We start from the raw sequence: 12,768 nt of genomic DNA, 5'->3' as shown, positions 1-12,768 counted from the left end.
TGCCGGTCAAGACGGTGGAGCAGTTGGCCCTGCAAGCGCAGCACCGGGCACGTGCAGGCTGGGTGAGCCGACGCACGCGGGTGTGCAACCAGTTGCGCAGCGTGTTACTGGAGCAAGGTTGGGCGGCCGGACGCGGAGCCACCGCACTGAACGCGCTGGCCGATCAGGTCTTGCGTGGAGCGTGCCCCGTACCGGATGCCGTGAGAGGGCTGGTCGAGGAGTGGGTGAGCGAATGGCACAGCCTGAGCGCACGTATCAACAAGGTCGCCGAATGCCTGAAGGCACGGGTTCGCAGTGATGCAACGGCTCGGCGTTTGTGCACGATTCCGGGTATCGGCCCGATCACCGCCACCGCGATCGTTGGCAAAGGGCTCGATCCGGCCCGCTTCAAGAACAGTCGCTACTGCGCTGCCTATTTGGGTGTGGTGCCCGAGCAGCACAGCACCGGTGGACGCACCCACCTGGGCAAGATGAGTCGACGTGGTGATGCGTATTTACGCAGCTTGTTCATGGAAGGGGCTCATTCGTTGGTGCAACACCTGCGTAAGGACGCCACCGATGCCCTCTCATGCCGCATCCGACACTGGCAAGAACGCCATGGTGCAAAAGGCGCGGCGGTGCGCGTGGCCAACCACAACGTGCGCGTGGTGTGGGCCATGCTGACCCAAGAGGGTGACTATCACACGGAGGCGGCTATGTCGTGTTGACGCTTTTCCCCGAGCGAATCGCTCAACCGCTGCTGGATATCTTCGAACCCAGGTCAGACCGTCGCGCAGACAAGCCTACCAGCCTACCGGCCCTTGAGGTCTTCACGTAATCGGCCTAGCGCGAGCTCACACGATGATGGCCCGTGGCACACCTTGCCACCTTGGTGAGGCCTCATACATAGATGCAGCCGGCATTCGGGGATGAAAAAAGCGGTTGACGAAGGGGGCGAGTCCATACATAGGCTGGGGTCCAAACCCCAACAATCATACGAAAGCCCGGTACTTGCCATGATGGAAGTAACCTTCCGGCCGTCATTCTCGCGAAAGCGGGAATCCATCTTGCTCCGATGCATCCGTGAAAATGGATTCCTGCTTTCGCAGGAATGACGGCTATGAGGCAATGTGATCTTCGTGGCGATTGCGACAGTCTGCTTGGACCTAAATCAAAAACGCGCTAGTCGCTCACGATCGTATTCCGTCCACGCTGCTTCGCTTCATACAAGCGCTGATCCGTCAGCTTGATGAATGCGTGTGCCTCATCGCTACATTCGGGAATGATGGTGCCAATGCCGATGCTGGCGGTTACGTATCGGCTGATTTCGGAGCCCTCATGCGGAATATGTTCACTGGCGATCAGATCGCGGCAGCGGGAAGCGATTCGGTAGGCTTCGCTCGGATGGGTGTCAGGCAATACGGCGACAAACTCTTCTCCGCCGAATCGTGCAACGAAATCGCGTGGACGTTCGGCAGCCACAGTGATCAGTTTGGCGATGCGTTTCAGACATTGGTCGCCGTCCAGATGGCCGTAGCGGTCGTTGTATTGCTTGAAGAAATCGATATCCAGCATCAGCAGCGACAGCGGTTGCTTGTTGCGACAGGCGTTGGTCCACTCGTTTTCCAGCACCACATCGAAGCGGCGGCGATTGGCAACGCCCGTCAGGCCATCCTTGAAGGACAGTTCTTCCAGCTCGCGGCGTGCCGCTGCCAGCTGCTCCTCGGTGCGCTTGCGTTCGCTGATGTCGAACATGAAGCCAACCAGTGAATCGACTGAGCCGTCTTCATCGCGTACCACGTGCACTACATCGCGGATCCATACGTAATCGCCGTCCTTCTTCAGTGCGCGATAGTCGGCTTCGTGATCCACCCCCGCCTTGGATTGCGCTACGCAGAAATTCACCGCCCAGTCGCGGTCTTCGGCATGAATACGGTCGGCCCAATCTTGCACGCTGATCCAGCTGTCCGGCTCCCAGCCCAGCAGGTCCTCGATCTGCGGACCGATGTAAGCGAACTGCATGGTGTTCCAATCGATTTTCCATGGAATCGCGCGCGTCGATTCCAGCAACGTCTTATAGGTATCGCTGTCCAGCTCCATCTTGCTTTCGATCACGCTCATGGCATCGCTCTATGTAGTTCGTCAGGAAACGGTGGACGCATGGTCCGCGGCGGCGGAAGGTGGATTCCGTGGCTCGGAATCCCGCGCAGCACGTTCGTAGAGCTGCAGCAGTTGCGGTGGTTTGTCGTAATCGATGCGCAGCCCTGCGCGCAGGTCGCGGCGCATCAGGCAGATCATTTGGCGAGTGACCTTTTCAGGGAAATGATCCACCGTGCGACCCGTCACTTCCGACAATCGGCGGGCGATCACCTCCGGATCGCTGATCACGGCGCAGACACGGTAGCCGTACTTTCCGCCGATTGCTTCGGGCACCAGATCCATGAAGCGATCACGTTTCTGACGAAAGCCGCTGAATGTGAGGCGATAGGCATTGTGACCCAGGACGGGCAGATCGTTCGGCACCGGCGCCATGTCATCCAGCTCCTGCAAATGCGTGGCGAGCGGCAGCAACTGCTCCATGCCGTAACGCTCCACATGCGGATTGCCCAGGCGCGCAAGATTTGCAAGCAATTCGCCGATCGATGCATGACCGATGGTCGCGGCACGCTTGGGCAGTCCGCCCCATATGCCGTCCGCACCATTGAGCAACGCTTCGATCACTGATGCGTTTTCATAACCCGCACCACCATGGATATGCACCAGAACCTTGAACGGCGGTGGCAGGAATTGGCGGATCACTTTGACGTAGGCGCCCACCAGGAAGGGCAGGAACGTGCCGCGATCGTCTTCGATGGTAACGCCTTCGATCGGTTGCTCAGCCAGCAGCGCCAGCACCTTGCAGGTGTCTTCGATATTGCCTGCAAACGCATCGCAACCGTCGACGATGTTGATGAAAATGCGCGGCGCACTGCCATGGTCGCCACGAATGTTTTCCCGCAACCAACGGATGCTGGCGGGCAGGGTGCGGCAAAGCGTCGCCAGATCATACTTGCCGTACTCGCACATGCCGTCCTTGCTGAGATAGATCTCATGTACGGTGTTGGGTACGCCGTAGTCTTTCAGCTTGCGTTGCGAAGGATCTGGCGTAAAAACGCCATGCTCGATACGGCCGAGCGCCGTGAAGGCGAAGCATCCTGTCATGTCGACGCCGCGCTTATGCAGTTGGCGCATGAAGTCGTCGTCGACTTCCAACTCATCCGGCATGTCGTAGTCGAGTGTGCCGAGCGAGATGTTTTTGAAGCCGAATTCGCGCAGCTTCGGCAGAATTTTCAATTTGTCCTCGAGCGTCTGCCCGATGTTGGAGCCGACCGGGTTTTCGCGCAGCGATAGATCGATCAGATAGGGCTCGATGGCCCGCAGCTTTTCCAGTTTCGCATCCGCCTGCGCCACAATGGCGCGAGCGTTTTCCAGCGCTTGCATCGACGACATGAATCCCCCTGATTCGCTGTTGGGCCTGATAGCTGAAGCGGCGTGTGGCGGAAAACTAGTCCAGGGCGATATTCCTTTATGGACTTAATCAACCGTCGAAGGCCAATGCATGCAATGGTTATGCCCACTGTGTCACAGGCGGGAATGATGCACTGCAAGTTAGGCCTGCAATTTGCTTGATGTGTGCATGGCGCTTGCCTGCGCTGGGGTTGGCAAGTGGGTTGGACCGGTGCATTGCCATCCAGGACGGGGTTGAGCCACGAGGAATAGCTCCTTATGGGGGAACGTCCCGTGAAGTGACACAATTTGTCCATAGGCGCCGTGCTGTTGCTCCTATCCTGATTTGAGGAATTGTTCTTTTGCGCGTCACCTGGGTACTTGTCCTGTTGTTGATCGCTCACTTGGCTTTGGCGAAGTGGAGCGGCCACACCGAGGATGTATGGCCGCAACTGGCCATGTTGGCGGTGCAGGTGACGGCCGTATGGTCGGTATTTACGCGCTACCGGCGCAGCCCGTCACTGATTCGGTTGCCGTGGCTCCTGTTGGCGATGGCGGTGTCGATGCAGGTGCTGTGGGCAAGCACCAATACGTTGGCGACCATCCTTGGTGACAAAAGCGGATATCTCGCCGCGCTGGCAACCGTTCTCTCCGCCTTGTACGTAATCCCATGCATGTTCATGGTGACGCGCTCATTCGCCTTGAACGAGCCGCGTACAGTGGCGATGCTGGACCTGGTGCTGTCGTGCATGGTTGCGGTGTTGGTGTATCAGTTCTTCACCAAGCTTTTGAGTGGGCCGTTAGCATCGGACCCTTCCAGCATCTATGTGGTGCTCTACCAGGCGGATGCGATCGATTTTTCACTCGCCGCGATGGCTATCCTGCGTCTGTTTGGCGCGCGCAGCTTTCGCTGGCGGTTCTTCTACTACGCCGCCAGTGCCTATCTGCTGGTCAACGCCATCGTGGCGGCCGTTTACAACCGCATAGAATTGCATGGCTTGCCATGGTGGGCGGGATCGCTGATCGACATCCCTCACGCGCTGCTGGTGCTGGTGGCCATACGGCAGCCACCGCGCTGGTTGCGTGCGTACCATCCTTCGCTGGCGGTATCGCAAACCATTGCCTCGTTCGCGCCAATCCTGCTGTCGATGATGGTGGTGATGCTCGGCATCAGCACGTCGCGGATCAACTTCGTTCCCAGCTTGCTGGTGGGTTCCTCAGCGGTCTTGTTCTACGGGTTGCGCGTGGCGTTCATCCAGAGCCGCAGCATGGATCGGCAGCGCGCTGTCGATCTGAGTGCGTGGCGCCTTGAGCAACAGGTGGGCCGCGATCCGCTCACCGGCATTGCCAATCGCGTGACGCTCGATACGCGATTGAAAGAGGCGCTGGAAGACGGGCGCAGAACCGGAAGCTATTGCTCGCTGCTGATGATCGATATCGACTTCTTCAAGCAGTACAACGATAGCCTCGGTCATATCGCGGGCGATGCCTGCCTGGTCGAGGTAGCCGGGGCGTTGAGTCGCAGTCGGGTGCGTGCAGGGGATTTGGTCGCGCGATATGGTGGCGAGGAGTTCGTCATCGTGTTGGTCGATACCGGCGCCGAGGCTGCGCAGGAGGTGGCGCGCAGGTTGATCGATGCCATCGAGCGCTTGCAGATTGCGCATCCGGATTGTCCGCTGGGGTATGTCACGGTGAGCGTCGGGATTGCCACCCAGACGCAACAAACACAGCTGGATCCGATCATCTTTTTGGATGAAGCCGACCGCGCGCTTTATCGCGCCAAAAGCAAAGGCCGCAATCGCTACGAGCTGGCGGCTGTTTCGCAATATGGCTAGTGCGCGGAGATCTGTCGTTGGTGCGCGCATCCGAAACCCACATCGAACCTTCGCATAACACGCTGCGCACGGGTTGGTGATTCACATACACGTCGCTCCATCGTTCTAAGGCAAGGCCACAGCTGGCCAAAGCCATCCAACAACGAGGAGCGAACCATGAACCACGCAGTTCGATGCACCATCCTTGGAATCGCCATTTTTGGCGTAGCGCAGGTCGCCTTTGCGGCGGCGATTCCCGAATGCGGTCGATTGCCTGTCAGGGTGAGAGATGCGAGTCGGGACATGTCATTCTGCCTTACCGCCATTCAACCACCTGCCGGAGTGTGCGGTGGGGACGGGGTTGATGTGCAACCGTTCGGCAATAACGAAAACAGGTTGCCGCGAGCCGGCCGTGGTCAAGGTTATTACGAAGGCAAGGCTCGTCAGGACGATGGCAGTGCCGGGACCGACCGGCTGGTGTTTCTCGTGACCGACAGTGCTTCGAAAACCTACATCAACGAGAAGTACTACTCCAGCGATCACTACGAAACGTTCTGCCATTCGCCCTGATAGAGGGTAAACGTGCATGGGTGTCAGGTCCCTAAGACGTGTTCCTTTCTTTTATTCGGGCACGGATAGGGGGCCTGACACCACATGGCGTGGTCGCCTGCATAAGTATTTGTTCGCAGCATGGAAGCTGCGAAGCAACCCGTAGTGCGCAGGTTGGGGTGCATCCCAACATTGCCATGCCTGCATACATCGCTATCAATGGCGACGCCCGCCTATAACCGGTCTTCCACCCTCGGGTGCTTGTAAAAAGCCTCCGGTCCGTCGTCCCGGCGACTTTTGCTCTTCCTCGTAGAAAGGCACTGGGTCCCGGCTTTCGCCGGGACGACGGTGAGGCGAGGTTCCCGTCACCTGAAGAGGGGCATACCGCCCGAGGCTGTATCCCGAGCCTCACACCGCATGACTTCTGGCGCTGTCTGAAGCCTGAGGCAATCCGCATCATTTCGCGTATCGAGCATCGACAACGCGGTGCTGGCCTCACCAGACCCACTGGAATTTCTATGCGCAGCCTTCTGTTTTCCGCAATTGCCCTTGCACTGATCAGTGTGCCGGTCAGCGATGTGTTCTCCGCATCGTCAGCGGCCGGAGCAGAGGTCATCGGCACCACGCAGTTGCCGCGCAACGTGCGGCCTTCGCATTACGAAGTAGCGGTAACTCCGCACGTTGATACGCTGAGCTTCGACGGCAAGGCCACCGTGACGGTCGACGTGCTGCAACCGTCAACCAGCATCACGCTCAATGCGATCGATCTGAAATTCTCCTCGGCCAGCCTGGCGTCCGTGTCCGGTAAGGCGGCTTTCGGCACGCCGAAGATATCCACGAATGCGGATGCACAGACCGCAACGTTCACATTCGCCAAGCCTGTTCCCGCGGGTCGCTATCGCCTGAGCATGGCGTACACCGGCAAGATCCTGGATCAGGCTTATGGCTTGTTCGTGATCGATTACGACACCAAGGCGGGGCACAAACGCGCGCTCTACACGCAGTTCGAGAATTCCGACGCGCGCCGCTTCATTCCTTCGTGGGATGAACCGGCTTATAAGGCAACGTTCGATTTGACGGCCACCGTGCCCAGCGGCCAGATGGCGGTAAGCAACATGCCGGTCGCAAACACGGTCGATCTCAAGAATGGGCTGACGCGCGTGACGTTCCAGCAGTCGCCGAAAATGTCCACGTATCTGTTGTTCTTCGGCGCTGGCGATTTTGAACGTACAAAAACTCAATCGGATGGCACGGAAGTCGGCGTAGTCACACAGAAGGGGCTTTCCTCGCAAGCCACTTTCGCCCTGGATTCGGCCAAGACCATCCTGCACGAATACAACGATTATTTCGGTACGCCTTATCCGCTGCCCAAGCTCGACAATGTCGCGTCGCCGGGCAGCAGCCAATTCTTTGCGGCGATGGAAAACTGGGGTGCGATCTTCACCTTCGAATACGCGATGCTGCAGGACCCCGCTATTTCCACCCAGGCGGATAAGATCCAGGCGTTCAGCGACGAAGCGCACGAAATGGCGCACCAGTGGTTCGGCGATCTGGTAACGATGCGTTGGTGGGATGACCTGTGGCTCAACGAAGGCTTTGCCTCGTGGATGGCTACGCGCACCACGGAAAAGCTGCATCCCGAATGGAATGTGCAGTTGTCCACAGTGGATATTCGCGAAGCGGCAATGGGCCTGGATGCTGTCGTCACGTCGCACCCCATCGTGCAGCACGTGGATACAGTGGAGCAGGCCAAGCAGGCGTTCGACGCCATCACCTATTCCAAGGGTGAATCGGTGATTCGCATGCTGGAAGGCTATATCGGCGCAGATGCGTGGCGTGATGGCGTGCGTCGTTACATGAGGGATCATGCCTACGGCAACACCGTATCGGACGATCTGTGGCATGCCATGGAGACCGTCACGGACAAGCCGGTCACCACCATCGCGCATGACTTCACGCTGCAGCCGGGTGTGCCACTGATTCGTGTGGAATCGGAAACCTGCAAGGACGGCAACACGACGCTCGAGCTTACGCAAAGCCAGTTCACCAAAGGCATCGCGACTCGCATCATGCGTCACTGGCATGTGCCGGTGATTGCGCAGACACCCGGCCATGCACCGGTAAGCACATTGGTTGAAGATAAAGCATCGCTGGTCGTACCCGGCTGCGGGCCGGTGGTGGTCAATGCAGGGCAGAGCGGTTATTACCGCACCTTATACAGCCCGCAAGCCTTTGCCCAACTTAGCGCCAGCTACGCCAAACTCGCACCGATCGACCAGCTCGGCCTGATGGCGGATACATCCGCCTTGGGTTTGGCTGGATTGCAACCACTGTCTTCGCTGTTGGATCTGATCAAAGCCACGCCGGCCGATGCTGATCCGGCACTATGGGGCAAGATTTCCGATGAGCTGAGTACACTGAACCGCTATTACCGCGAGGGTGATCCGGGTCAGGCGCCGTTCCGCGCTTTTGCCATCGCAAAGCTCGAACCAGTTCTGCAGCGTATCGGTTGGTCGGCGAAGCCGGATGAGCCGGCAACGGTGCCGATCCTGCGTGAACAGTTGATTGTTACGCTCTCCACGCTTGGCGATAAGCAGGTAGTGGACGAAGCAAGTCGCCGCTATGCGGCACAGTCGTCCGATCCGACGGCGGTGCCAGGTGCGTTGCGCAAGGCAATTACGTTCGTGGTGGCTTATCACGCCGATGCGAACGCATGGGATGCGTTGCATGAGCAAGCGAAGGCGGAAAAGACGCCGCTGATCAAAGACGCCTTGTACGCGATGCTGGCCAGCACCGACGACGAGGCTTTCGCCAAGCGCGCCCTCGATCTCGCTTTGACCGACGAGCCGGGTGCAACCAACAGTGTGAACATGATTGCCACGGTTGCGCGTCAGCATTCCGATTTGGCCTTCGACTTTGCAGTTGTGCATCTTGCGCAGATGGACAAGCTGGTCGATGCCGGCTTGCGCACCGAGTACTACCCGGGGCTGGCTGCTTCATCGCTCAATCCCGCGATGCTCGACAAGCTGCGTTCGTTTGAGCATGCAAACATCCCATCCGACTCACGCCGCGTGGCGGATACCGTGGTGGCCGGCATTCAGTACCGCATCGGCGTGCGCAAGGATCGCTTGCCTGAGGTTGACGCGTGGCTGAAGAAAAACAGGCGTGATTAGCAATCGAATTTCAGCTGTGTCTTAAGTTTGCCCGTAGTCCCAGCACACGAGGCCGTGCTTCAAATTCGAGGCGAACGGAAAGCGCAATCTTGCCTTGCCGTCATCCCGGCGAAAGCCGGGATGACGATCGGTTTCGTGGGCGTTCGGGGCGAAGCCAGTCAGGAAAGCCATTGATGCCTGTTTTACAGGATGAGTTTTTTTCCGTGCTACGCTGTTGTGCAAGGTAAACACGGTCGGATACTGGGTTGACCAGATGACGGCGTAAGTCACGCCGCAGGGGGAAATACGATGGGCTTGTTCGTCTTTTTGGCACTGATCGTGTTGGTCGTCGTGTACATCGTCTCGCTCTATAACGGACTGGTCACGGCGCGTAACAGTTACAAGAACGCCTTTGCGCAGATCGACGTGCAACTCACGCGCCGTCACGATCTGATTCCCAACCTGGTGGAAACAGCCAAAGCGTATCTCGCGCACGAGCGTGGCACGCTGGAAGCCGTGATCCAGGCGCGCAACGCCGCTGTCAAAGGGCTGGCCGATGCCAAGCGCAACCCTGGCGATCCCGAAGCGATGGATCAGCTCGCCGCGACCCAGGACGGTCTGAACCAGAGCTTGGGGCGCTTGTTCGCCCTCAGCGAGGCTTATCCGGATCTGAAAGCCAACCAGACCATGATGCAGCTTTCCGAGGAACTCACGTCCACGGAAAATCGCGTCGCCTTCGCGCGGCAGGCTTATAACGACGCGGTGATGACGTATAACAACCGCCGCGAAGTGTTTCCATCCTCCTTCGTCGCCAACAGTTTCAGCTTTGCGCCTGCACAACTGTTGCAGGTTGAAGACGCGACGGTCCGCGAAGTGCCCAAGGTGTCGTTTAGTTGATGATCGGGTCACTTCGTCTCTAGCGCTTCGATCCTACTTAGGGATGATCTGATCTATTCCACGCACCCGGCATGACGTCCAGAAGGCCCGCAGGGTGTGTTGCGTGGCACAGGGCAGACTGGCGGTCTGTTCAAGCCGCGCGGCGCAGTCTGCGGGCCTTCTGGACGTCACCCCGTCATTTAAAATCAAGATGTTGGGGCCACACTGTATGCGCATCTCGCTGCGTCCCAGCGTCTAGACAGACAGCCAGTCTGCCTTCACCGCTGGGACGCAGCGAGATGCGCATACAGTGCGGTGACGGGTACGTGGAATAGATCAGAGCATCCCAAGGGGGCAGGATGGATTTCTTTGCCGAGCAGGCACGCGTACGCAGCAGCAGTCGCGTATTGGTGCTGTTGTTTATCGCTGCAGTGCTCGCCATCGTGTTCGCCGTGGACATGGTGGTGCTGCTGGTATTCGGGTATTCGCGGCACTTCGGCAAGCTGCTGGCGCCGCATGCGCCCCCGTTGCTCATGATCAGTACGGTTGCCGTGCTTGGCCTTATCTCGGGTTGCGCGTGGTATCGCATCCGTAGTCTCTCCGAAGGCGGTAAAGCCGTGGCCGAGGAGGTCGGTGGCCAGCCGGTGCCTCCCGACACGCAAGATCCGCGGATGCGCCAGCTGCGCAATGTCATTGAGGAAGTGGCTATCGCGTCCGGTACGCCTGTGCCGGATATTTATTTCTTGCCCGACGAACCGGGCATCAATGCGTTTGCAGCCGGTTATTCGGCTTCCGATGCCGCTATCTGCGTTACGCAAGGATGCCTGGATCATTTGACCCGCGATGAATTGCAGGGTGTGATCGCGCATGAATTCAGTCATGTGTTGAATGGCGACATGCGGCTCAACATTCGCCTGATGGGACTGTTGTTCGGCATCATGGCGTTGTCCGTCATCGGTCGTCAGCTCGCGTGGTCTGGCTCGTCTTACAGCAGCAGGGATGATGATGGCGGCGGTAGAGGCCGAGGTTTCGCGTTCGGCCTTCTGTTGCTGGCGATCGGTTCGATTGGGCATTTCTTCGGCCGCTTGATCCAGGCTGCCGTGGCGCGATCTCGAGAAGAACTTGCCGATGCATCCGCCGTGCAGTTCACCCGTCAGACGCGCGGTATTGCCGGTGCGCTGAAGAAAATCGCTGTGCTGGAAGATGGCTCGCGATTGCAAGCAGCCAGCCGTCACGAAGTGGCGCACATGATGTTTGGCGACGTGGATGACTTCAACGCGTGGTTCGCTACGCATCCGCCGTTGCTGGAGCGTATCCGCACACTTGAGCCATGGTTTCGCGAACACGAACTGGCGCAGCTGGAAGCGCAGATGCATGCATCCTCGCCCGGGGAGCAGCAAGCGGAAACCGGCAGCGATACGCCCGCAGCTACGCGGGTGTTGCCACCGCTGGAGTGGCCAGGTCAGATCGGTGCTGCGGTACTTGCCGCTCAACCCGCTGCCGCACCGCAGGTTGCCGCGCCGAAAGACAAAGTTTTAGAGCGTGCCGCAACGTTGCAGCAAGGGATTCCGACTCACTTGGACGATGCTGCCAGGCAGCCCGAATCCGCGCTTGCCTTGTCACTTGCGTTGGCCATGTCGGAGCACGCCGAGCTGCAAGAGAAGCAAAAGCGGCTGATCGCCAACGCTTTCGGTGATGACGTGCAATCCGCTGCAAGCAAGATGGCCGCAGCTAAAGCGAGCTTGCCGCCGGCATCGCGCATGCCGTTGGTCGCACTCGCTTTCCCCGCACTCAAGCAACTGCCGCAAGGACGTTTGCAGACTCTGCTGGAAACGCTCGACGTGGTCGTCAGCGTCGATCCACTGGTCGGCCTCGACGACTATTGCCTGGTGCGGCTGTTGCGCATGCATTTGCTCGAAGCGTTGAAGCCAAACCGCGCGCCCATCGACGGGCGGAAGAAACTGCCTGCATGCCGCGACGGCGTGGCACTGGTGTGCGCCGTTGTTGCAACGTATGGCAGCAACGACGACGGAGCGGCTCGCCGTGCCTGGTTGCTAGCTATGAATCAGGCGTTTCCAGGCATCCCCGCCAACTGGCAAACCTTGCCGCTGGACTGGCAAACACCATTTGACCGCGCGCTGGACGATCTGGATGACCTGATGCCGGTCGCCAAGGAAATCGTCATCCAGAGTTTGCTTGCCGCCATTCGCGCCGATGGCGTGGTCACGCCGACGGAGACGGAACTGTTGCGTGTGATCTGCGCCAGCTTGCATTGCGCCGTGCCCGTGCAGGCGGATGTCGGCGCGCAGGTTGAGGTGCAAACCCCAACATAGCCATGTCTTTTCGAGCATGTGCCTGGCATGTAACTTTTGATCACCTGTTCACGAAGGAAGCGGAATGGAAGCCCATTTGAATGCTTCCTCAGGCAATCCATCACCCACGATGCAACCATAAATGGATTAAAGTAGCGACAGCCATGCGCATCCCTCTTCGCCGCCGCCATCGTCGCATCCTGTGGATCGGGGTGGCGTTGTTTTGCCTGTTGTTCCAACAGGTAGCGATGGCTGCGTACGCCTGCTCGCTACCTGAAACGCAACGCACGATGGCGCTGACCGGCACGTGTGCGGACATGGCAGCAAACCAGGCGCACGGCCTAACGCATACGCAGAATGATCCGCGCTGCGCCGAACATTGCGCGCCCCATCAAACGGCGCAGTCCGATGCGCGGGTTCCAACAGTACCGCCGCTGACTCTTCCTTTTCTTTCTCCGCTCGCATTGGGCACGGTCGCTATCGTGCCTGAGCAAATCGCGTTACCTGATCCCGTCCAGCAGCGGCCACAGCCACCGCCTATGCTGCGCTTCTGCACGCTGCTGATTTAGCTCCCGATCGTCAAACCATCGTTGACCGTGC

Annotated in this window: 9 protein-coding genes; 7 read left to right on the top strand and 2 right to left on the bottom strand. The window is 58.9% G+C overall.

The window, feature by feature from the left end; genetic code table 11:
* Positions 1-707: IS110 family RNA-guided transposase (locus QQJ86_RS22455; protein WP_284323209.1), on the top strand; the 707-nt coding region annotated here is incomplete at its 5' end.
* A 454-nt stretch (positions 708-1,161) separates the two neighbouring features.
* On the opposite strand, the gene QQJ86_RS22450 is transcribed toward QQJ86_RS22455, so the two are convergent.
* Together QQJ86_RS22450 and QQJ86_RS22445 are read right to left on the bottom strand one after the other, a co-directional pair.
* Positions 1,162-2,100 (bottom strand): GGDEF domain-containing protein, encoded by a 939-nt coding sequence (locus QQJ86_RS22450; protein ID WP_284323208.1) that lies wholly within the window; start codon positions 2,098-2,100, stop codon positions 1,162-1,164.
* A 21-nt stretch (positions 2,101-2,121) separates the two neighbouring features.
* Positions 2,122-3,468 (bottom strand): beta/alpha barrel domain-containing protein, encoded by a 1,347-nt coding sequence (locus QQJ86_RS22445; protein ID WP_284323207.1) that lies wholly within the window; start codon positions 3,466-3,468, stop codon positions 2,122-2,124.
* A gap of 359 nt (positions 3,469-3,827) precedes the next feature.
* Here QQJ86_RS22445 and QQJ86_RS22440 point away from each other — a divergent pair, with 359 nt between their 5' ends.
* The 6 genes from QQJ86_RS22440 to QQJ86_RS22415 all read left to right on the top strand — a co-directional run bounded on the left by QQJ86_RS22440 (position 3,828) and on the right by QQJ86_RS22415 (position 12,737).
* Positions 3,828-5,300: a GGDEF domain-containing protein gene (locus QQJ86_RS22440; RefSeq protein WP_284323206.1), complete on the top strand. Its 1,473-nt coding sequence runs from the start codon at positions 3,828-3,830 to the stop codon at positions 5,298-5,300.
* 156 nt (positions 5,301-5,456) lie between these two features.
* Positions 5,457-5,849, top strand: a complete 393-nt coding sequence (locus QQJ86_RS22435) for a ribonuclease domain-containing protein (protein WP_284323205.1) — start codon at positions 5,457-5,459, stop codon at positions 5,847-5,849.
* Between the two features lie 497 nt (positions 5,850-6,346).
* On the top strand, positions 6,347-9,001 hold the full coding sequence (locus tag QQJ86_RS22430; RefSeq protein WP_284323204.1) for a M1 family metallopeptidase: 2,655 nt from the start codon (positions 6,347-6,349) through the stop codon (positions 8,999-9,001).
* Positions 9,002-9,289: 288 nt separating this feature from the next.
* A complete protein-coding gene (locus QQJ86_RS22425) occupies positions 9,290-9,877 on the top strand; it encodes a LemA family protein (RefSeq protein WP_284323203.1) in 588 nt (195 codons plus the stop codon).
* A 338-nt stretch (positions 9,878-10,215) separates the two neighbouring features.
* Positions 10,216-12,189 (top strand): M48 family metallopeptidase, encoded by a 1,974-nt coding sequence (locus QQJ86_RS22420; RefSeq protein ID WP_284323202.1) that lies wholly within the window; start codon positions 10,216-10,218, stop codon positions 12,187-12,189.
* A gap of 143 nt (positions 12,190-12,332) precedes the next feature.
* Positions 12,333-12,737 (top strand): hypothetical protein, encoded by a 405-nt coding sequence (locus tag QQJ86_RS22415; protein WP_284323201.1) that lies wholly within the window; start codon positions 12,333-12,335, stop codon positions 12,735-12,737.
* Positions 12,738-12,768: the final 31 nt, after the last annotated feature.

The organism is Dyella acidisoli, from assembly GCF_030160295.1.
Lineage (GTDB): Bacteria > Pseudomonadota > Gammaproteobacteria > Xanthomonadales > Rhodanobacteraceae > Dyella_B > Dyella_B acidisoli.
Note: the sequence above shows the minus strand (reverse complement) of the source record. Positions and strands in the feature narration are given on the sequence as shown.

What these genes read in the sequence shown, in the direction of transcription:
- QQJ86_RS22450 (WP_284323208.1), bottom strand. Translation starts at nt 2,100, where the DNA reads ATGAGCGTGATCGAAAGCAAGATGGAGCTGGACAGCGATACCTATAAG.
- QQJ86_RS22435 (WP_284323205.1), top strand. Translation starts at nt 5,457, where the DNA reads ATGAACCACGCAGTTCGATGCACCATCCTTGGAATCGCCATTTTTGGC.
- QQJ86_RS22415 (WP_284323201.1), top strand. Translation starts at nt 12,333, where the DNA reads ATGCGCATCCCTCTTCGCCGCCGCCATCGTCGCATCCTGTGGATCGGG.
- QQJ86_RS22420 (WP_284323202.1), top strand. Translation starts at nt 10,216, where the DNA reads ATGGATTTCTTTGCCGAGCAGGCACGCGTACGCAGCAGCAGTCGCGTA.
- QQJ86_RS22445 (WP_284323207.1), bottom strand. Translation starts at nt 3,468, where the DNA reads ATGTCGTCGATGCAAGCGCTGGAAAACGCTCGCGCCATTGTGGCGCAG.
- QQJ86_RS22430 (WP_284323204.1), top strand. Translation starts at nt 6,347, where the DNA reads ATGCGCAGCCTTCTGTTTTCCGCAATTGCCCTTGCACTGATCAGTGTG.
- QQJ86_RS22425 (WP_284323203.1), top strand. Translation starts at nt 9,290, where the DNA reads ATGGGCTTGTTCGTCTTTTTGGCACTGATCGTGTTGGTCGTCGTGTAC.